This window comes from Bacillus sp. REN3 (assembly GCF_017912555.1).
Taxonomy (GTDB): domain Bacteria; phylum Bacillota; class Bacilli; order Bacillales; family Cytobacillaceae; genus Mesobacillus.
Map to the genome: position 1 here is coordinate 152,075 of NZ_JAERSD010000002.1, position 21,159 is coordinate 173,233.

The 21,159-nt window shown below is 46.2% G+C and carries 20 protein-coding genes and 1 riboswitch; of the genes, 4 read left to right on the plus strand and 16 right to left on the minus strand.

Going from position 1 to position 21,159, the window contains the following annotated elements; translation table 11 throughout:
* Window positions 1-43: 43 nt before the first annotated feature.
* The 3 genes from JJQ88_RS02215 to JJQ88_RS02225 form a co-directional block, all read right to left on the minus strand.
* Entirely contained in the window at window positions 44-904 is an 861-nt protein-coding gene (locus tag JJQ88_RS02215; protein ID WP_246860877.1) for a MurR/RpiR family transcriptional regulator, read from the minus strand.
* Between the two features lie 94 nt (window positions 905-998).
* Window positions 999-1,757, minus strand: coding sequence for a type I methionyl aminopeptidase (map, locus tag JJQ88_RS02220; RefSeq protein WP_210364104.1), 759 nt, complete (start codon window positions 1,755-1,757; stop codon window positions 999-1,001).
* Window positions 1,758-2,066: 309 nt separating this feature from the next.
* Entirely contained in the window at window positions 2,067-2,582 is a 516-nt protein-coding gene (locus JJQ88_RS02225) for a type 1 glutamine amidotransferase domain-containing protein (protein WP_210364105.1), read from the minus strand.
* A 164-nt stretch (window positions 2,583-2,746) separates the two neighbouring features.
* Between JJQ88_RS02225 and JJQ88_RS02230 the strand changes: the two genes are divergently transcribed.
* Window positions 2,747-3,028, plus strand: a complete 282-nt coding sequence (locus JJQ88_RS02230; RefSeq protein WP_246860878.1) for a late competence development ComFB family protein — start codon at window positions 2,747-2,749, stop codon at window positions 3,026-3,028.
* Between the two features lie 336 nt (window positions 3,029-3,364).
* On the opposite strand, the gene treR is transcribed toward JJQ88_RS02230, so the two are convergent.
* Both treR and JJQ88_RS02240 read right to left on the minus strand, forming a co-directional pair.
* On the minus strand, window positions 3,365-4,090 hold the full coding sequence (gene treR, locus JJQ88_RS02235; RefSeq protein WP_210364106.1) for a trehalose operon repressor: 726 nt from the start codon (window positions 4,088-4,090) through the stop codon (window positions 3,365-3,367).
* 176 nt (window positions 4,091-4,266) lie between these two features.
* Window positions 4,267-6,054, minus strand: coding sequence for a methyl-accepting chemotaxis protein (locus JJQ88_RS02240; RefSeq protein WP_481748270.1), 1,788 nt, complete (start codon window positions 6,052-6,054; stop codon window positions 4,267-4,269).
* A 253-nt stretch (window positions 6,055-6,307) separates the two neighbouring features.
* On the opposite strand from JJQ88_RS02240, the gene JJQ88_RS02245 reads away from it, so the two are divergent.
* The gene (locus tag JJQ88_RS02245) at window positions 6,308-6,628 is read left to right on the plus strand and encodes a helix-turn-helix domain-containing protein (RefSeq protein ID WP_210364237.1); all 321 of its coding nucleotides are present in this window, start codon (window positions 6,308-6,310) and stop codon (window positions 6,626-6,628) included.
* A 117-nt stretch (window positions 6,629-6,745) separates the two neighbouring features.
* Here JJQ88_RS02245 and JJQ88_RS02250 read toward each other — a convergent pair whose 3' ends face one another.
* Window positions 6,746-6,886 carry an anti-repressor SinI family protein gene (locus JJQ88_RS02250; protein WP_210364108.1) on the minus strand — a complete coding sequence of 47 codons (141 nt, stop codon included), beginning with the start codon at window positions 6,884-6,886 and terminating at the stop codon, window positions 6,746-6,748.
* A 29-nt stretch (window positions 6,887-6,915) separates the two neighbouring features.
* Window positions 6,916-7,001, minus strand: a riboswitch (cyclic di-GMP riboswitch).
* A gap of 773 nt (window positions 7,002-7,774) precedes the next feature.
* Here JJQ88_RS02250 and JJQ88_RS02255 point away from each other — a divergent pair.
* Complete coding sequence (locus JJQ88_RS02255) at window positions 7,775-8,431, plus strand: nitrous oxide reductase accessory protein NosL (protein ID WP_210364109.1); 657 nt, start codon at window positions 7,775-7,777, stop codon at window positions 8,429-8,431.
* Window positions 8,432-8,735: 304 nt separating this feature from the next.
* Here the strand turns inward: JJQ88_RS02255 and JJQ88_RS02260 are convergent, their stop codons facing one another.
* The 7 genes from JJQ88_RS02260 to motA all read right to left on the minus strand — a co-directional run bounded on the left by JJQ88_RS02260 (window position 8,736) and on the right by motA (window position 16,144).
* Window positions 8,736-9,446, minus strand: coding sequence for an ABC transporter ATP-binding protein (locus tag JJQ88_RS02260; RefSeq protein ID WP_210364110.1), 711 nt, complete (start codon window positions 9,444-9,446; stop codon window positions 8,736-8,738).
* Window positions 9,433-10,257, minus strand: a complete 825-nt coding sequence (locus JJQ88_RS02265; protein WP_210364111.1) for an ABC transporter permease — start codon at window positions 10,255-10,257, stop codon at window positions 9,433-9,435. The genes JJQ88_RS02260 and JJQ88_RS02265 overlap by 14 nt, the downstream gene beginning before the upstream one ends.
* Window positions 10,254-10,712, minus strand: a complete 459-nt coding sequence (locus tag JJQ88_RS02270) for a nitrous oxide reductase accessory protein NosL (RefSeq protein ID WP_210364112.1) — start codon at window positions 10,710-10,712, stop codon at window positions 10,254-10,256. Before JJQ88_RS02270 ends, JJQ88_RS02265 begins: the two co-directional genes overlap by 4 nt.
* Window positions 10,712-12,091, minus strand: coding sequence for a right-handed parallel beta-helix repeat-containing protein (locus JJQ88_RS02275; protein ID WP_210364113.1), 1,380 nt, complete (start codon window positions 12,089-12,091; stop codon window positions 10,712-10,714). The genes JJQ88_RS02270 and JJQ88_RS02275 overlap by 1 nt, the downstream gene beginning before the upstream one ends.
* Window positions 12,092-12,646: 555 nt before the next feature.
* Window positions 12,647-13,864 carry an MDR family MFS transporter gene (locus JJQ88_RS02280; protein WP_210364114.1) on the minus strand — a complete coding sequence of 406 codons (1,218 nt, stop codon included), beginning with the start codon at window positions 13,862-13,864 and terminating at the stop codon, window positions 12,647-12,649.
* A gap of 725 nt (window positions 13,865-14,589) precedes the next feature.
* Entirely contained in the window at window positions 14,590-15,357 is a 768-nt protein-coding gene (motB, locus tag JJQ88_RS02285; protein WP_210364115.1) for a flagellar motor protein MotB, read from the minus strand.
* Entirely contained in the window at window positions 15,350-16,144 is a 795-nt protein-coding gene (gene motA, locus JJQ88_RS02290) for a flagellar motor stator protein MotA (protein WP_210364116.1), read from the minus strand. Before motA ends, motB begins: the two co-directional genes overlap by 8 nt.
* 1,021 nt (window positions 16,145-17,165) lie before the next feature.
* Between motA and JJQ88_RS21775 the strand changes: the two genes are divergently transcribed.
* The gene (locus JJQ88_RS21775) at window positions 17,166-17,870 is read left to right on the plus strand and encodes a methyl-accepting chemotaxis protein (protein ID WP_246860899.1); all 705 of its coding nucleotides are present in this window, start codon (window positions 17,166-17,168) and stop codon (window positions 17,868-17,870) included.
* 192 nt (window positions 17,871-18,062) lie between these two features.
* Here JJQ88_RS21775 and JJQ88_RS02300 read toward each other — a convergent pair whose 3' ends face one another.
* The 3 genes from JJQ88_RS02300 to JJQ88_RS02310 form a co-directional block, all read right to left on the minus strand.
* On the minus strand, window positions 18,063-18,437 hold the full coding sequence (locus tag JJQ88_RS02300; RefSeq protein WP_210364118.1) for a DnaJ family domain-containing protein: 375 nt from the start codon (window positions 18,435-18,437) through the stop codon (window positions 18,063-18,065).
* Between the two features lie 212 nt (window positions 18,438-18,649).
* On the minus strand, window positions 18,650-19,678 hold the full coding sequence (cydB, locus tag JJQ88_RS02305; protein WP_210364119.1) for a cytochrome d ubiquinol oxidase subunit II: 1,029 nt from the start codon (window positions 19,676-19,678) through the stop codon (window positions 18,650-18,652).
* A complete protein-coding gene (locus tag JJQ88_RS02310) occupies window positions 19,668-21,020 on the minus strand; it encodes a cytochrome ubiquinol oxidase subunit I (RefSeq protein ID WP_210364120.1) in 1,353 nt (450 codons plus the stop codon). Before JJQ88_RS02310 ends, cydB begins: the two co-directional genes overlap by 11 nt.
* Window positions 21,021-21,159: the final 139 nt, after the last annotated feature.

The following is a 21,159-nucleotide window of genomic DNA, read 5'->3' on the forward strand; positions in this document are numbered from 1 at the left end:
GGAACTGGATATTTTTCGAAGTGAATTTCCCAAGTGAAAACGGCTAATATCTCTTAACGGAAATCGCTTCACGGATTTTTTGGAGGTTCCCGAGGGTTTCCTCCTGTTTCCTGAGGGAAACCGCGACATGCAAGGCATCGATCAGGCTCAGATGCACAAGCCTAGACGCAAGGGCTTCCGAGCGAAAGAACGTTTCCTTTGAGGTCGTATAAAGGACATAGTCCGCTTCCTTTGTCAGCGGCGATTTATAATGGCTGGTAATGGCGATCGTCGCTGCCCCATTGGCTTTGGCGATCCTCAGCGATTCGATGACATCCTTGTTGCTGCCGCTGTGCGAAATACCGACAGCTGCCTGTCCGGGACCAAGCAGCGCCGCGGAAATGATTTGCTGATGGCCGTCGCTATGCGCATGGCAATGGATGCCTGTCCGCAAAAATTTGTGATACGCGTCGAGCGCGATTGCGGAAGAACCACCGGATCCATAAAAATCAATGCGGGTTGCTTTGCTCAGTACATCGACAATCTCTTCAAGGACTTTCCCGTCGATCAATTCCAGCGTATCCTTCATTGCTTCAATATGCCCTGTAAAAACCTTTTTAGCGAGTGCCCCGACCTCATCATCCTCCTTGATTTCTTCATGGATATTCTGGATCGGCTCGACAACCTCGCTTGCAAGCGCGATTTTAAAAGCCTGATAGCCCCTAAAACCGAGACGTTTGCAAAAGCGGAAAATCGTCGCCTCGGCAACTGTACTATTTTCCGAGAATTCGGTGATCGAAAGATGGATGATTTCTTTCGGGTTATTCAGAATGTAATCTGCCACCGCTTTCTCCCTTGAAGACAAGGAAGAATACATCGCTTTTATTTTTACGATGATGCTCTGGCCTCTTATTTCATTCTCCATGGTTCCACTCCTCGGCGTATTTTCACTTTCACTGCCAAATATGAAATTTTTTTTCATCAACCGTAAAGGAATAGAGCCAGCAATGCTGCTGGCTCTATGAGATTTCATCCTGTTCCGTAAGGATCAATGGGCCATCTTTCGTGATGGCGATGGTATGTTCATATTGTGCGGAGAGCGTGCCATCAACCGTGCGCGCAGTCCAGCCATTTTCGTCCATTTTCGTCGGCCACTCCCCGATGTTGACCATCGGCTCAATCGTGAACACCATTCCCTCTTTAATCCTTGCACCTTTGCCAGGCAAGCCGTAATGAGGGACATCCGGTTTTTCATGGATGACAGAGCCAATCCCATGTCCGATGAATTCCCTTACGACTGAAAAGCCTTCTCCTTCGACATAGGTCTGGATGGCATGGCCGATGTCGCCAATCCGGTTACCTGGCTGTGCAGCGGCGATTCCCCTGTATAGTGCTTCCTTTGTGACATCCAGGAGCCTTTGCGCCTCTTCCGATACTTCGCCGACAGCATAGCTCCAGGCGGAATCAGCAAGAGCGCCATTCAGCCTGACAACCATATCGACTGTCACGATATCTCCCTCTTTCAGGGGCACCTTCCGCGGAAATCCATGGCATACTTCATCATTGATGCTTGCGCAGGTAGCGTACTGATAATCGCGATAACCCTTCTGCTCAGGAGTCGCTCCGTGCTTCTTCAAATATTCTTCGACGAACTGTTCAATCTCCCAAGTGCTGACTCCCGGTTTGATGAACGTCCGCAGCTCTTTATGGCAGGAAGCAAGCAATCTGCCCGCCTCCTTCATATTTTCGATTTCACGCGCTGATTTTAAAACAATCATTTCTTCATCTCCGTTCAAAACTTTCTATTCCCTCTATCTATATTATCTTATACATCCCGATTCTCAAAATGAACAGAAAAAAACCCTCTTGCCTATGTGCAGACAAAAGGGTTATCCACATTATTCCAAAGACTGTCCAGTTCCAGGAAGGGTGGGCCTGCTTCCCATTTTACCGCATAAAAAAGGAGTGGGAAACTTTTCAGCAGGCTCTCCTTTTCCCGGGAATGGCCAAGGACGGCAAGGCGCCGATGCTGCAAAGGGACTTCGAGTTTTACTCTTGGCGTCACTCCTGGCGTTTTTAATAGAAACTTATTTTAACAGGTTCAATGCTTCGCGGTTGAACGCTGGGATATCCTTAGGCTCTCTGCTCGTCACAAGCTGATTGCAGCAAACGACCACTTCTTCGTCTTTATAGTTCGCACCCGCGTATTCCATGTCGACACGGATGGATTTGTAGCCAGTCGCTCCTCTGCCTTCCAGCGTCTTCGCTGTTAACAGAAGCTGTGGTCCGTGGCAAATTGCGAAAACCGGCTTCTTCGCGTCCATGAACGCTTTTGAGAACTGGACAAAACGATCATCCTCGCGCAGCAAGTCTGGAGAAAAGCCGCCAGGGATGAACAGTGCGTCGAATTCGTCAGGTTTCACGTCATCGATACTCTTATCGATCTTCACTTCTGCTTTCCCCTGCTTGCCTTTGACTGTCTTGCCTTCTTCTTTCTCAATTGTCACGACCTCATGGCCAGCCTCAGTAAAAGCGCGAGAGGGCTCGAGATATTCAACATCTTCGAACATATCGGTAATTAGGCAGGCGATTTTTTTAGCCATCGGAATCACGTCTCCTTTTGATGTACTTTTTCACCACTATATAGGTTTCCCTGTCCATACATGATAAAACATCAGCCAGGAAAATAGGTCTATAGAACTATGTTTCGTTCCAGTTAATCCTCTATAATTTACTTTAGGACATCTTTAGGGAAAGAAGGAGCAGCATGAATTTTAACTATGTCAATGTAATGGAAGAAGTTGTTACCACTCTCGTCAATGTGTTGATGATGAGCCCTGATTACCAGACATTCTGCCATTGCCGGAAGTGCCGGAATGATATCATCGCAATCAGCCTGAATACACTTCCCAGTCATTATGTTACGACCGAAAATGGCCGAAAGATGGTGTATGAACAGCTTAACACGAAGGAGAACAGAGCCTGGATCAACAAGAGGATCATCAGCGCCATCCATCTTGTCGGGAAATATCCTAAGCATGAAGCATGAAACATGAAGCATGAAACATGAAGCATGAAACATGAAGCATGAAACATGAAGCATGAAAAAGCTGCCGCAACTTGCCGGCAGCTTTGTTTTCATAGGATATGGTTTCTGTCGATTTGTGCCATCCCGATTTCCGTGGATGGGACCGGCTGCTCCCTGCTCCTTATCCATATATATAGGGAATATTCCTTTATAAACGAAGCAGGAATGCGCCATCGACCCTTGCCTCAGCTTATCACTCAGGCAAATTGCAAATAGCGCCTCGTAAATGAAATTGGAATCTTCCACCGAGGAATCCCTTGCCTCAGCTTTGCATCCACTCGGTTAACACCGAGCATTTCAATTCACCTGGACATCCATCCGCCTTGCGAAGTCGACGAAACGGAACTTATCCGGACGGTGCCGTGATTCGGTAAACTGGAACAGTGTCGCATCCTCGAAATAAATGTGATTCTTGACAACGACGATGGCATGGAAGCCTTCCATATCAAGCAGGTTTCGGTCCTCTTCACTCGGATCCTCCACCGTGAATTCTTTCTTTGCAAAACTGATTTTTTTCCCGAGTTCTTTTTCAATGTATTCGAACAGCGAGTTTTCACAGTGTTTCTTTGTCAATCCGGGAACATGCCTTTCCACAAGATAATCCTTGTCGAGGATGATCCGTTCGCCGCCGATTTTCCTTACCCTTGCTACCTTCCAAACCTTCTCATCCTCAGCAACATTCAATTCCCTGGCAATGTCACGGCCGGCCTGCTGCAGAGAAAATTTTTCCACAGTCGTTTCCGCCCTGTCCCCCAAATTGTCCGCCAGTTCCTTGAAGCTGATCAAGCCCGAGATTGGAAACTGGTGCTTTTTCAAATCAAGGACAAGCGAACCCTTGCCGCGGATTTTCTGGATGAAGCCATTTTGGGCAAGTAAATGGAGCGCTTTTCGGATAGTTTCCCTGGAAGTTTTATAGCTTTCCGCAAATTCATTCTCTGAAGGCAAGATTGTCTTGGAAGGGAAATGTCCCTCCTGGATTTGCCTTGCAATCTCTTCATATATCACTAAGTACTTTTTCTCCATGCTGATCACCGCTACTTCGTTTGATTGCCCCTATTTTACCTTTTTTCCTGCCAGGAAAACAACCAATGTCCCCTAAATAGCAAACCGCCATGAAGCTTCATGGCGGCCAATGCCCCTATCGGATGGCTGTGGCAGGGACCTGCGGCCACAGGGCCAGATAAACCTGATAGAGAGGATCATAGTTTGAATTTCTGGACGGAACTGCGCAGGTCTTCAGCCAGAGTGCTCAGGCTCTGGGAGAACGCATAGATTTCCTCCATCGAAGCGCTTTGTTCCTCGGTTGCGGATGCCACAGACTGAGTGGCGTCAGATGTATGCTGGATGTGTCCGACAATCCCGCCAAGGACTTGGAGCATGCTTCCTGTCCCATTGTCCAATTCGCTGACAGCAACAGAAACTTCTCCAATCTGCTCGTTGACTGATTGGATGGAAGCATTGATTTTATCAAAAGAGTCCTTTGCCGCTCCCGCAAGGCCGATTCCTTCACTGATTGCTGACCTGCCGCTTTCCATCGACACGACCGATTGACCGATGTCCTTTTGAATGCTGCCGATCAGTTCACGGATTTGCGAAGCCGACTTGTTCGATTGCTCGGCCAGCTTCCTGACCTCTTCAGCGACAACCGCAAAGCCTTTCCCTTGCTCCCCGGCCCTTGCAGCCTCGATCGCGGCATTCAGCGCCAGCAGGTTCGTTTGCTCGGAAATCGCCGTGATCAGATTGATGATGCTCCCGATTTCCTTTGATTTTTCCTGCAGCTGATGGATGGATGTTGACGTAGCTTCAGTCATATCATTGATTGTCAATACTTGCTGCCTTGTTTTTTCAATCACCTCGGCACCGGACCTTGCGGCTGCTGAATTCTCCTCAGTCGCCAGCTTCACTTCTTCAGCTCCAGCAGCAATGCTGCGAATCCCTTCTGTCATCATCCTTACAGTCTGATCCAGCTGGTCGGTGTGCCTTACCTGTTCCTCAGCTGAGGATGCGACCTCCTGGACAGAAGTTGCGATTGAATCAGTCGCCCTCGCCGTTTCCTCTGCGCCTGCATTCAGCTCCTCTGCTGAAGCCGCAACGGTTTCAGCCGCTTCCCTGATTTGCAGTACAAGTTCAGCAAGATTTTTTTGCATCAACCCATAGCTTTTCGACAGAGCGCTGATTTCATCTCCGCCCTGATCTGAAACCTTTACAGTAAAATCGCCCGCTCCTGCATGCTCAAGCGCTTCTCCAAGACGAAGCAGCCGTTTATTCATATTCCTCATAAACGGCAGGATAATCCCAAGAGAAAGAGCGATGAGCCCAGCCAATGAGATGATCAGCACTGTATTGATATGTTTTATAGCTTTGCTGACCATGTCGATAGGAGCTCCTACATACCACATCCCAATGATCTTGTCACTTGGATCCTTGATCGCCTGATAGGCTGTTTGGTACTCCTTCCCCAACACATTCGCTTCCCCATAAAAGGTATGGCCGCCCTTCAGTGTATGGCTAATGACCTCCTCACTTGCCTGGGTGCCTGTCGCCCGCTTGCCATCCTTCATGACAGTTGTCGTCACCCTCGTGTCACCTTTGAAAATCGTAACCGTTCCACCAGTCATCCCAGCGATATAATCAACGATTTCCTCATTTTCATTAATGAGTGTATCACCTTTATAGAGCCTGTCTCCTTCTATTCTCCAGTTACCTGGATACTTCAGGTCCAGTGCTTCAAGGCCAAGAACAAGATCTCCCTTCGCCTTTTCAGTAGCAGCGTCTTTGATCGAGTTGACAACGACTGTATTCAAAATAACCGATATTATACCCGAAAACAGGACAAGCAGTCCTATGGTGATCAACAAGAACTTCGTGGACAATTTCAACGCTTTCATTTTCCTCATCTGTCTATCCCCCTTGTATATACTAAAACATTCTCGCAAATCCTGAATCTGGGAACAACATTTCCGTTGGAATCTACAAATAATATTCATAAATAACACAATTGCCAATGAAAACTTTGCATTCAAGCTAAACTCATCCGCCAACAAGACGATATAATAATATTCAACCAGAAATTTCCCAAGTCCATGCTCCTCATAATCGAGTAAAATGGGCTTGAGAGAGAAATCAAACAAAAAATTTAGAACCGCTAAATTTTTGTTTTGATAGATGTTCTTTATATGGAACCTCTTGTTTTTTTTTGATATGATAGAAATATACAAAAAAGAAGGTGTGTGAATGCCTGTGATTGGTGAACGCGTAAAAAAAATCCGTCTGGAAAAGAAAATGTCGTTATCAGAGCTTGCAGAACAAGCCGGCGTCGCTAAATCGTATTTAAGTTCTTTAGAGCGCAACCTCCAGACAAACCCTTCAATCCAGTTCCTGGAAAAGATCGCAGCCGTTCTAGATATACCGGTTGACCAGCTGATCCATGAGCAGCCAGATACAGAAAACATGGATGCCGATTGGGTGAATCTTGTTAAGGAAGCGATGGAATCAGGCATCAGCAAGGATCAATTCAGGGAGTTCCTAGAGTTCAACAAGTGGCGGATCCAGAAAAAATGAATCGTAAGCAGGCAGCCTTTTTAAAAGGCTGCCTTTCCTTTTAAAGCAATCAGCCACCCCATGGAAAAAGCACCCTTGAAATCAGGGTGCTCTCTCTATTAAATATGTAGTAGTTTCTTATTGCTGGCTCTGCATCGTATTTTCGTTATTTAGAAATTTCCTGATTTCCTCCTTGTTCAGTCCCATTTCCAGTGCTTCCAAGATTAGCTTTGTCCATTCTGAGTCCAGTTCTTCAAAAACTGTTTTTTCTTTGATCACGTTCTCCCCCCTAAAATACAGACCGTATTCGAGGCAGTCCAGCCATCTTAGCACCCAGTGCCTTAGACCTGTGACTTTGCGTCCGTATTTTTCAATACGTTTGCCTTTATCTTCCGATACTGCATACCAAATCCCCATAGCTATTGTAATTGGTTTCCAATGATAAGATTGTTGGTATATGTCGGGACAATACTATAAAGTTTTCCTTTTTTCTTCCAAAAGCCTACAAAAAATCAGGAAGGGGAGTGAAAATTCTGAAATCTTTTCTTAAAAAAATTTGGAATTTTGTCGTATCCTTGCGTATATTGAGGAACATTTCTTTAAATTTTACCCCCATAAAACCCGGTATCCGTCCGATTGTCCTGTTTTTTGTAAGGATCTTTCCTCCAAGCCCGGCCTACAGCTGCCTTTTCAAGGGTTATGGCATGGAAAAAGGGGGCGTCCGTTAGATCCTTGCCGCAAATCGGACATATCCACTCACCTATTTCGCTGCTGCTGAATGAAGGCCGCATGCAGCGGCTGCAGTCTTTCCTGTACACAAGTATCCCCTCCAATATATTCGATGCGATCCTCCTTTTGTTACCTAAAGTATAGTCTATTTGTACCAGATAAAGAAAAGACCGAAAAAGCCCTTTTTTTCTTAAATAAGAACAGAATTCGTTCTTTATCATGAAATATCTCCTGTTTTCTTACTTTTTAAAGAATTTTTTGTTCTTTATGTAAAACAACTTTCCAATATCAGCAATAACCCTGTCTAAAAATTAGCATTTTGGCAAAAATGTCAGTGTATCAAAAAAAATTTACTAATCTCACGGTTTTTACATTGATTTTTCGCAGTTTAATCACAAATGCCTGTTAGGATTAGTTTCGAAAAAAGGAGGATTGGTGATGAAAAAATTCTTGATGGTTTTGATGGCGTTATTAGTCGTGACCATTTTCACGGCATGCGGGGACGATGCTGCCAAAAAAGAAAATGATTCCACTTCGACAGTACAAGAAAAAGCTGAAAATGAAAAAGCCGATGAAAATGAAAAGGAACATGATGAAACCGCTCATGCTGACGGCCCTCATGAGCCTGGTGAAGATGATGTCTGCGCATTCTGCAACATGAAGGTTTACCCGGAGGCTGATCCGAAAGGGGTTTTCACAGCCCAGGCAAAAACGAAGGATGGCGAATATGTTTTCTTTGACGACTCTGGCTGCCTGCTGAATATCACACGCAGGGATGGCACTGAATTCGAAGAAAAATGGGTCCGTGACTATCTAACCTCGGAATGGGTCGAGGCCGACACAGCTGTACCGGTAAAGGCAGAGATCAGCACGCCGATGAACTATGGCTATGCATTCTTCAAGGACAAGGAAAGCGCTGAAAAATTCATCGCTGACGAAGGCGAAGTCAAACCGATGATTGCCACATGGGAGCAGATCGACCAGGTTGCAAATGAGCGTTATATGAAGAAAATGAAAATGAAGAATGGCGGAGATTCCGGCGATATGGAAAAGAATGAAGAAAGCCATACGGATGGAGATGGAAGCAGCCATTAAGCAAACGCAAGCGTCCTGGTCAGTTCCGACAAGCGCGAGACGTCCCCTGTAGAAGCAGTCCCTTGGCCTGGCAGCTGAGCTTAATCAGCTTCCGCGCGGCTGGACCTTAGAGCACAACTTGCGTCCCCGAGCTGCTAGAGGGCGACTATGACTCGTGCTGCTTGAAGAAAACCTTCCCGAAAATACTTAAGGTTCCATCCATTGATGTAAACTGGCTAGGCGCTCGTACTGGACACTTCTCGAAGTGAATCATCCCATAAAAAGAATCCCGATGCGATTATAAAACACACCGGGATTCTTTTTGCTAATGAAAAAACACTTTTTCAAGAGGAACATACACTCCGCCTTGTTCTGTCATCGAACGGACCGAATCGCAATACTGGAGTTTGCCCTCCTCCATGAATGCTGCCCTGTCCGCCAGCTCCTCTACAATGCTTAATATATGGGTGGTGAAGAAGATTGTCCTGCCCTTTCCCTTTTCATCCCGGATGATTTCCTTGAATCGATATACCCAATATGGGTCAAGCCCATTTGTAGGCTCATCAAGAATCCGTAGAGGGACATCGGGCATCAGTGCCTGCGCGAGCGCGAGCCGCTGCTGCATCCCTTTGGAATACTGTTTGACCGGCATATTGCGTTCATCATACAATCCTGTCAGATAAAGCGATTCATTCACTTTCTCCTGCGGGATGCTTCGCAGCCTTGCGAAAAAGGTCAGTACCTCCAGTCCGGTCAGTTGCTTCGGAAAAAGCATTTCATCCGGCATATATGAAAATAGATGTTTAAATTCATGGCTAGCCGGGCTGATTTCCTTCCCTTCCACAGTCACTTTTCCGGCTGATGGCTTCAGGATGCCTGTCAGCATTTTGATCAGCGTGCTTTTCCCCGCCCCGTTCGCGCCGCAAAGGGCAAAAATCTCCCCTTTTTTTATCCCGAAACTGATATCGCTTATCTTTTTTAATTCACTATAATGCTTCGCAAGGCCTTCAATCTTGATCCAATCATTGGTGCTCATTCACAGCCCCCCTTTTTACAGCACGGACAGAAAACAATAGAGGCAAACCGATCCATAGCAAAACAGCGGCCACAAACAGCAAATTCCCCGCTGCTCCATCCGCCCAAACCGTCAGGTCGTATAGCCTTGGCCCAAAAACTGATGCGCCGTCGAGTGAAAGGATCGACTTCACCCGAATCAGCTCGACGGGATTCAGGAATACCGACACCGTCAGCATTGGCAATAGCCATTGTTTAATCAGGAACATGCTGATCCCCATGATGATGAATTCATAGAAAAGCACAAGGAATGCCCAGACAATCAGGCTGATTCCAAGCGCCTGGAAGCGAGATTTCGCGAGGATGCCAATGACCATGGAAAGCGACAGGAAGATGCCTGCCAGTAAAACCGAATACAAATAAAACAGCAGGAGAAGGGAAAGGGATACGTCCCCGCCTGTGAAGGAAATAGCGAGCAAGGCGGAACCATATCCAAATGTTAATACCGACAGGACAGCGGCAAACAAGCCAGTGTATTTCCCAAGGACCACCGACCAGGGTGAAATTGGATAAGTCAGGAGCAGCATAAGCCCCCTGTCCTCTTTCTCTCCAGATAAGAACAGGCTGCCAATCAGCAAAGATATCAGCGGAATTAACAATAGGTTCACATTAAGCAGACTGGCGGTCATCCGATTGAAGCCATCAAACCCCGAGGCCCCTGTATTTCCCAGCAAGGCCACCATGACAGCCAGTGATGCGAACAGCAAGCCAAAGGCAGTCAGCCAATGGCTTCTCATGATCAGAGTCATTTGCTGCCGGGCGATATGCCTCATTTCTCCCAACTCCACTCATGTTTTTTCAATGCCTTGTATTCGTAGATTTCTCCCATTCCCTGTTCTTCCCTATAATTTTCGGCTCTTTCCTTACTCTTGAAGCTGACGACTCCATTGGCCATCGGTGTCCAGAATTCCGGGTGGAAAACATGATATGCCTGTTCCAGTTCAACCCATTCCCCGCTCTCCATATCCCTCACATACTTTTTTGCAGATCCTTTTTCATCCAGGCTGCTGTTGTCTTGCAAAAATTCCTCCATGCAGCCAATATCATCGAATTTATGGATCTCGCCTTCGGCCGTGACAATTTCTGTCGCAAAGAATTCGTGGGCAATTCCCATATTGCAAACCTCGCATACGTCGATCTCGGGATTGATTTCCTCAGGTTCCATCTTGTTTGCCTGACAGCCGGTAATGAATGCTGCAAGCATCAAAGCCAGCCCGATTTTTTTCATCATAGCAGCTTCCTTCCTTTCACAATCACGAATAAAGAAACAATCATGAACAGCATCCCTGCCATTAAAGGGATTGGCGGCCCTTCGCTGCGCCGCCGGTCCTGTTTCGCCATCATTGGCACAGGTTCTGTCAATGGCCGCGCGTCATAGATGTCAACCGTCCCAAACGTCGGGAAAAGAGACTCAGCCTTTGTCCATAACTTCACCGAAGGACTCTCGAAGAAAAATTGCCAATATGGCTGCTTTTGCAGAAGGCGATCATACAGGGAACCAGCCTTGTAAGCCTCTTCCCCGATTCCGTCTCCCGAAAGGTCGAAACTGCTGTAATCATCCCAATAGTTTCCTTTCCTGCCATCGTCCAGCCTCATATCCGTTCCGGAAATCTTTGACTGGACTACATTGCCGATAAAATTGTTTTCAGAAAAAATATTATCCTTGTTTTCTCCCCTGAATTCTAGGCCGACCTGGTTCGCCGCAATCATGTTTCTGCGTGTCAATGTATTTCCGCCATGCTCCAGTGAGAGGCCGGTACTGTTCCGGAGGATCTCATTCCTTTCGATTAAAATATCCTTCGATTCATAGATGATGATTCCAAATCCCCTGAAATGGAAATGGTCGCTGACAACATTGGCGGTGAAATCGATTTTTTCAGAATCCATGACCATGAATCCAGTGATATTTTTTTCAATCATGTTCCTGTCTGCCTTTACATCTCCGCTGAACATGAAATGCATCGCATAGCGTGAATTGAATATATGGTTTTCGGCAGCATGGATCTGGCTTGTAAAATCATAATAGATGCCATCCTGTACTTCCGAAATTTCATTCCCTTTTATCAGGTGCTTGCCGCCTTTGAAAAGATGGATGCCATTCCCTCTTTTTGAAAAATGGGATTCATAGCTGGAAATCGTGTTTTCAAGCACTTGATTATCCTTGCTGTTAGCAATATAAATGCCGTTATGGACATTTTTGAATGTATTTTGTTTAATGACGTTTCCGTTCCCCTTTTTCACGTAAATGCCGCTGTCCTCCTGCTGTACCCCGCTGTTCTGGACAGCCAGCCCTTCAACAAGGACACCCGATCCTGTGATTGTAATGACACTGCCTTTGGCAGCTCCGTCAATGATCGCACCATCTTTTCCTTTTATCGCTATGGCCTTAGTGATTTCCAACCTTTCCCTGTACACTCCAGGCGCAATCTCCAGTACGTCCCCTGGTTGGGACTGGTCAATTGCTTTCTGGATCGACTCGCCATTTCGCACCTTGATTTCCTCCCCCTGTACCGGAGTTTGCCCGCAAAAAAACAGCAAGGCAAAGGAAAAAAAGAAGCCGGCAAGCAGCCTACTGAAGCAAGCTGAAGGTATATCGAATCTGCTCATGTCCATCCTCCCTCGAACGTCCCCATTTAAAACTAGCAAATAAATGTGAGAGAAACTTGAAATTCCTGTGGGGAAAAGTTGAAGTTGCGTGTTATTTAATCAGCCATTCCACAAGAATCACAGAAAACAAAACTGAATTGACAGATAATTGTGTCTATTTTGTGACATTTAGAATATAATTTAAATACTATACGTGTGTTATTAATCTATAGGAGGATTCGAAAATGACCCTTGTCCACATTTTGAATTTTTCCATTCCAATTGCGATGATGCTTGTCATTGGCTTTACGGTCGATAAAATGAGCAAGCCCGATGCCGCTGATCAGGAAGCAGATTGATGGATTCATTTTCAAAGAAAGGTGCCTTTTCGCTGATTATGCCCCATTTCTGTTGTTTTATAATTTCCGAATGCTAAGTGGATAGAGTGCCATTTTGCGATTGGAGCGGATTTTTCCCGGAAGGTCTATCTGCTGCCGGTCCATTTGATAACTGAAAAAACAAAATGGATAGCGCATGCAAAAAGCAGGACTCGCTGGAATCCTGCTCTTGCATGCGCTATTTTCCGATTGTGGCAGCGAACGTTTTGAAGGCAACTTTGTTTCCCTGGATAAAAAAGAGGATACTGCCGAGCACCGTCAGTGAGATAATAGGAAATAAAACAGGTCCGCCTGCTTCTTTCAACAAGAAGCCTCCTGCAATCGGACCAATAAAGTGGCCGATCCTCCTGAATTGCGCTGCTCCGAAGTAAGTTCCCCGCAGCTCATCCGTCGCCAACTGGTCCACCATGTAACTGCTCGATGGAAAAATCAGGATTTCTCCGATTGTCACCAAGATGATAGCCAATAGAGCTGTATACCAGCCAGATACGAAGCTGAATGCCAGCATTCCCAATGACAGGAAGACGGCTCCAGCCATCATCACCTGCATGGGCTTGAACCTTTCCGTAAAATGGCTGATTGGCATTTGCAAGGCTACGACCATCGCCGCATTGATGGATAGCATGACGGAATACACGAACACACCGTTCGCGATTGACGACTCCAAGTACTGTGGAACATTCGACTCGATCTGTGAGTAGCCAAGATTAATGAGGACGGTGCCAAGTACAAGATACCGTAATGCTTTATCCTTTCCGATGACCTTTATCGATCCGGCGATTGTAGCTTTGGACGCCTGTTCTTTTCGGGGATTGCCCACTTTGTACTTTTTCATCAATGAGGCAAGAACGAGGACATAAAGGAAATACATCATTCCCGTTACCACGAAGGCCGATTTCGCAGAGACAACTGCGAGATAGGCACCGAGAAGCGGGCCGACAGAAGCACCGATGTTGATAGCCGTGTACCTGAGCGAAAACGCGCGCATTCGCCTGCTTTTCTCAGTGAGGTCGGCGATCAGCGCTTGGCTGGTCGGTTCAAAAAAAGCCCCGCTCAAACCATTGAGCGCGTTCAGGACAATGAACCAGCCCGGTGAATCGGCAAGGATGAAACCAAAATAGACAAGTGATATGGACAGCAGCGCACCAATCATGACTGGCTTCCGGCCAAAACGGTCGGATAAATGGCCGCCAATGAATCCCCCAATCACCCCCGCCAACGGACTGATACCAATCGTAATTCCGATCAGGACGGGGTGCAGATCCAGATTCCTGGACAGGTAGATAGCCAGGAATGGCAAAGTGGCAAATGCCGAGCCTCTCGCAAGAACCGTACCACTAAGCAAAACCCAGACAATCGGATGGAATTGCCGATAATAGCTTTTAAGTTTGTTCATCGCGCTACCTCTTAAGTTAAGATTCCTTAATCATAGCAAAAATTCAAAATTATGAAAATAGTGGAAAGGAATTTCTATTTGCTTATTGTTGTTTAACCTGCTTTTTCATTTAAGATTCAAGCCATATACCATTTTGCAACCCGGCCGCCTTATGGGCTTTATGGATTCATTTTTGATTAAGCTTGCATTTATCCCTCTTACGAATCCCTTGTTTTTTTATGCCATTTCCTCATCGACCCTGCGAGCTATTTACTTTTGTTCCATACAGCAGCAGTTTGGGTAAGATTTGGCCTTGATAATTCCCATTCTCCTCTTCCCTGAACCCGTTCGGGCACGATTTGTCCTGGATCGTGCCCATTCTGCTCTTCCAAAAACCACTTTGGGCTCTATCTGCCCCGGATCGTTCCCATTTCACTTTTTCAAAAACCACTTTGGGCTCTATCTAATTCCCAGTTGCTTCATTCATTCAAAGACAATTTTGGTTTCTTTTGCCTATGTTCGTTCCACTCCCCACTCTTAACTGCTGCGTTAGTCAAAAAAGCGGCACCCAAGCCATTTGTTCTGCTTTTATAGGCTATAAACGATTTCGGATTGCATCATGCCCCTCCCTTAAAATCTTTAGACGGTATCGGATTGCATCTTACCCATCCTCCTAAAAGTCAAAAGCACGCAGGATTTCAACTGCACACAAAAACGCCATCCAAAAATCGGATGGCGTTAGTCTATCATTGCGGTTCATTGGCGGTCCGCGGCAATATCAGGATTTCAACACGGCGGTTCCTGGCTTTCCCCTCTTCCGTGGCGTTTGTGGCGACTGGCTGGAATTCCCCAAATCCTTTTGCGCTGAACCAGCGCGGATCTAGCTTATCATTCTTAAGGATGATTTTCATGAACTCGACTGCTCGCATGACGCTTAGCTCCCAGTTCGAATCATATCTGGCCGTCTTGATCGGTACATTGTCTGTATGGCCGCTGATGATGATATTACGAGGCGGATTCATGATCAGCAGATCTGAGATTTCGTTGGCAATCTTCACATCTTGCGGCCGTACTTCCGCCCTGCCCGATTCGAACAGGACATTGTCCCGGATCATCACAAGGAGCCCTTCATCGGTCAGCGATGTCTCGAGCTTATCGGTCAGCCTCTTATCATTAATATACCCATTCACTTTTTGCTGAAGCGCCTGCAATTCTTCCTGGTCCTTAGCCGCAGCGTCTTTGTCGTTGCGTTTCACATCCTTTTGCTGCTCCTCAGGTGATTCCATTTGCCCCTCAGGCATCGGACTCTGGAATTCAAACACTCCAGTCCCCCCTGTAAAAACGTCATTGAAGGCTTTTGAAAGCATCTGGAATTTCACTGCATCGACGGAGCTCATCGCGAAAAGGACAATGAACAGTGCGAGCAAGAGCGTAAGTAAATCCGCATACGGGATCAGCCATGATTCATCCATGTGCTCATCGTGATGCTTCTTTTTCTTCCTTCTCTTACTCATCCTTCGTCACAACGCTTTCTTCAAGGATCTGTTTCCGCTCACCTGCCGGCAAATAGGAAGAGAGTTTTTGCTCAATGACTCTCGGTGCTTCGCCTTCAAGAATGGATAGAATCCCTTCAATCATCATATATTTCACTTTGGCTTCCTGATTCGATTTACGCTTCAACTTGTTGGCGAACGGGTGCCAGAGCACATATCCTGTGAAAATCCCGAGTAATGTAGCAACGAACGCGGCACTGATCGCCATGCCTAATTCATCTGTATTATCCATATGGCTCAGCGCTGCAATCAAACCGACTACCGCACCAAGCACTCCAAGTGTAGGAGCATACGTACCTGCCTGCGTAAAAATCGCTGCGCCAGATAAATGGCGCTCCTCCATCGCTTCGACTTCCTCCGTCAGGACATCCCGGATGTAATCAGCGCTTTGTCCATCAACGGCAAGGGACAATCCATTCTTCAAAAATTCATCTTCGATTTCACTAGTTTTCGCCTCAAGCGCCAGCAAGCCCTCTTTCCTCGCAAGCTGTGCCCATTCGGAGAACAGGCGAATCAAAGTGGATGGATCGACCAACTCCCTTTCCTTGAATATGATCCCGAAGAGCTTCGGAACCTTCTTCAATTCGTTTGAAGGAAATGCAATCGTTACTGCTGCAACCGTTCCTAAAATGATGATCAGGAACGCGGCCGGATTCAACAGCGCTTGTACTTCCACTCCCTTCAAGACCATTCCAACTCCTACCGCAATGATCCCCAAAATGACTCCAATGATCGACGTTTTATCCATTTACGACTCTCCTGTCTGCATTACATCTATTTAAACTTCTTTTTCCTGCTCGATTGATGCTTGGCTCTCTATTTATTTCGACATAATTTCATAAGTTTTAAGAGGTGAAAAAGGGATTTTTCATAGATAGGAACTTGGACACAAGTATTTTGAAAAATGAAATTTTTCACTTTTGCAATTTAACAATGGATATTTTATTCCGATAATACTTTTGTAACTATTTATTTCCAGAGGAGGAACCACAGTGGAGGCAATCGAACAACTCCGCAAACAAGATACGCGTAAGAAAAACACCCTGATGTTAGGCACTTACTCCGTATCTCTCGCTGCAGCAACTGCCTATACGATCTTAGGAAAGGAAGAATTCTTTAAAACAGCTGTTTATAGCAGCGAATTGCTGTTTTTTATCTTGTCTTACCTGATCCTGCAGGTATGGTTGAAAAAAGAGTCCCTTTTTCCATACGCAGCCATGGCCGTCATCTATATCCACCACTATTTTTACATTATTAAATTTGGAGGAAATGGCTCCTTCCTGCTGATTTTGCTGTTCCTGGCCGTGTTCTCTGCGATCCATTTCAATGCCAGAGTTTTTGCAATAGGATACACGCTTGGCTTGGCTGGTGCTGTCTTGAACACCTTCCTGGCAGTTGAAGATAAGGACTTCTTAAGCTCTAACTTCATCGCGATGCTGATCGTCTACGTATTGATTGGAGTTGTTTTATACGTCCTGATCCGCTTGAATGGCAAAACTTATAAATCACTCGAAATCTTCCTTGCCAATTCTGAAAAAGAAAAAAACCGCAAGGAGGAACACAACGCCAAGCTTCACGGCGAACTTTTGATTGTGACGGACAGCCTTGCAAAAATTAACGACCAAATACAGACACATTTATCTTCACAGACCGAGATGAAGATTGCGGTCAATGAGATTTCAGCCGGAAGCCAGGTACAGACGGAGCAAATCAATCAAATCTCGGAAAACGCTGAATTGACAAGGCAAAAAATGGACGAAATGTCCAGCATGTCCATCGTACTTTCCGAAAATACACTGGAGGCTGCAAAAGCATCTGAAAGCGGTTCCATCAAGGTCAACGAGCTGCAGAAAGACGTCAATGAACTGGCTCAGTCGATTTCGGGCCTCAGCAGCACGTTCTCCATGCTGACGAAAAAAATCGAGGAAACGAACGGATTCATTGGCAATATCCAAAAGATTACAGATCAGACGAACCTGCTTGCCCTTAACGCTTCCATCGAAGCCGCACGAGCTGGCGAGGCAGGAAAAGGATTCTCAGTTGTCGCAAGTGAAATCCGCAAGCTGGCAGAAATAACGAAGGAAACAGCTTTGCAAATTACAGAAAACCTTGCATCGGTCAATGAAACCAATTCAGCCGCCCTGCAAAAAATGAATGACAGCAGCGATAAGCTTGAGCAAAGCCGTTCCGCTGTCCATGAAGTATCCGGCTTTTTTTCAGATGTCAGCAGCATTCTAAGCGAGCTGACCTCGCAGTTCGGCCAATTCGAATTGACGGTAGGGGATGTGAAGAAGCAAACGGGCGATGTCGAAGCATCAACAAGGGAGTTGGCCGCCATCATCGAACAGGCAACCGCCGGACTGGAAGAAATGAATGCTACGATTGAGACCTTGAATGAAGACAATCAAAAAATCGCAGCATACGTGAGCGAAACGAAGGATGCAACAGATAAAATCAAGGATCTTGGTGCCTGATTTCGGTTTTTACACTCATAAAGGGGAGAAAACCGGAAGCTCCCGCGGCTGTCTGCCTTGGGCACACGTCGGGAAAAAAAGAAACCTCGCTTTTGCCTTTTCCCTTGGTCCCTGCCCGGTCATTCCCCGGAACTGTAATGAAAAAAATCCGCTACAGAACAAAGCCAGTGCGATTTCCCCACTGGCTTTGTTTCAGATTAATTTCTTGTGGATTTTCCGTTCGTAATTCTTGAACACTGATGAATTGGTGTTGCTCCTGCGCTTTGACATGATGGAGTTGTATCTGAGCAGCTTTTGCCCGAGCTTCTGGGTAAGCTCTGCCTTTTCGTCAGGATTCTCACAATGGCGGATCAAGTCCTCAATTGTCATCACTTCTTGCCTTAGCCTGTTTTCCTCTGGAGAGTAGCCTCCGTTTTTCAGCATGCGGTATGCCATCCGCAGTTCTTCAGGTACGGCTGATAAATCATCAAGCTTAATAGGCTTTCCGTAGCCAGGCAATTTTTCGAATTCCCCGTTCTCATAAGCACGCTTGATCCTGTCTTCCGATACAATCATCGAAAAATCCATCTCCGCAACTCCTATCCATCAATATCCAATATTATTACTATCATTATATATATTTCATTTGTATTTTTCTAATCCATTTCTGGATGCATTTAAAATCTAATAACAACATTTTTCTAAGTGGATACTCAACGTATCACGGTCGTATCGTATGTGCTAGCTTTATTCCGAATGGCAAAGGACGCCTTGCGTTGCAAGGCGTCCTTTTTCCATGATCATTGATATCCTTTCGCGCTTTCCTTCATAATTTTGTCTTTGAAAAGTGTATAACTCCATAGCTGGTAGCCGATGATGATCGGGACGAAAATGACTGCTACGATGAACATGATCGTAAGATTGAGCTTGCTGCCTGCCGCATCGAAGAGCGTCACGCTGTAGGCACTGTCAATTTTTGATGGAAGCATGTTTGGGAACATTCCGATGAACCCGAAAGCCATCTTTGTAAAAATCGTAATGCACACGGCGGTGAATGCATAACCGATTTTCTTTTTAAAAACAAAGTAGGCCGCTCCAAGCATAGCTGCCAAAGCGATGACCGGCACAATCCAAAGGATCGGATTCAGTGTATAGTTCTCAAGGATTGCTGTCCTGTTGACGGTTGCAAGGAAAAACAGGGACAGCATCGCTGCCGCAACCCCTGACAGCGGCCGTGAATAACGGTAGGCCCGTTCCGCGGTTTTCCCTCCCGTTTTCAGCTGGATCCATAAAGACCCTGAAAGCAGGAACAGCGATACAAACAGCAGCCCTCCAAGCAGGCCATAGCCGTTCAGCAGGCTGAACAAATTGCCTTCATAGCCATTGGCGCCAATCAACAATCCTTGATACAGGTTGGCGAATGTCACCCCGAACAACAGCGCGATCAACAGGCTTCCTGTGAAAAAGCCCCATTTGCAGGCCGCCTGCCAGATTGGATTGTCATCCTTATGCATGAATTCAAGCCCGACAGCACGGATGAACAAGGCAATCAGGACGAGGAACAACGGTGTATACAAAAAGCTGAACATGTCCGCATACACAGCCGGGAATGCAGCGAACGTCGCCCCGCCCGCGGTAATAAGCCAAACCTCATTCCCTCCCCAGAACGGTCCGATCGCTTCCTGCAGCTGGTTCCGTTCCTGCCGGTTCTTGGCGATGAACGGGAACAGCATACCGGTTCCAAGCGTATATCCGTCAAGAATGAAGTACACCGTCCAAATCAGTCCCCAAAGCCCAAACCAAATGATGGCAAGTGTATCATGAGACATGCTGGGCACCTCCTTCCAATGCGCGGCCCGCTTCGGATTCCGGGCCCTTCTTCGCATATTTAATAATCAGATAGACGTCTGCGATCAATAGCACAGTATAGAAAAACACGAGGGCTGCCATCGAGAAGACCACCTGTGATAAGGCTATTGGCGAAACGCCTTCTGCGGTCTTCATCAGACCATAAACAACCCATGGCTGGCGGCCAGCTTCTGCGACTACCCAGCCCGCGTTGATCGCCAGGTAAGGGAGCAGAACAGAATACAGAACCAGCTTCAAGTATTTAGGTGAATGCTCAAGCTTATTTTTCCGGTAAAGGTAAAAGCCGTACCAGGAGACAGCCATGAAGAATACGCCAAGCGCGACCATCAGCCTGAATGCGTAAAATGTCAGTTCGACATTCGGCCTTTCGTCTTTCGGGATATCCTTCAGGCCGGTTACTTCGCCATCAAATGAATTTGTATACAGGAAACTGCCAATCTTTGGAATGCTTAATGCCTCAAAGGCATTGCGTTCATTTTCCTGGTCGGGAATCTGGAGGATATGGAAAGGCATATCCTTCTGGGTTTCCCAGACCGCTTCCATTGCCGCCCCTTTTGCCGGCTGCATCTTTGTCGCGAATACACCAGACTGGTGTCCAATGAATGGAGTCGCGGTTGCAGCGAAAATGGCAAGGGCAAGTCCATATTTAAAAGATTTCTTGAAGAAGGCCACTTCGTTTTTCCTGAGCAGGTGATAAGCGCTGACAGCCATCACAAAGAACGAACCAACAATGTAACAGCCGATTACTGTATGGAAAAACATATGCCATGCATAAGGATTGGTGATGAGCTCCCCGAAATTATCGAGCTCGATCCGGTTGTTCCTCAAAACATACCCAACGGGATTTTGCATGAACCCGTTAGCCGTAATGATCCACAGCGCCGAAATATTCGTGCCGATAGCGACCATCCAGATTGAGAAAGCTCGGAACTTTGGCGAGAATTTATCCTTGCCGAACAGCCAGATTCCCATGAACGTTGATTCCAGGAAAAAGGCGAGCAAGGCTTCGATCGCTAGCGGTGAACCAAAGATATCCCCCATATATTTGGAATACTCGGACCAGTTTGTCCCGAATTGGAATTCCATCGTTATTCCGGTAATGACTCCAAGCACAAAGTTAATCGCGAACAATCTTCCCCAGTAATCCGCCATCCTTTTATAAGTGACATCCAATGTCCTAGCATATTTCGTTTCCATGATCGCAACGAGAATGACCAGGCCAATTGTTAACGGCACAAATAAAAAATGGTAGAAAACCGTGACTGCAAATTGAATCCTGCTCAACATCAGGACCTCATCCATCTTCATACCCTCCCAAAAAAGTTTCTTTGTGAAAAAATTAACATAATTATGATTCTATTGTAGAAAAACTTTGTGAGGGATTCAGAAGTTTTTTGTTGAGATTTTGTGACAAAACGACTAGTTCTTGTGAGATGTATCA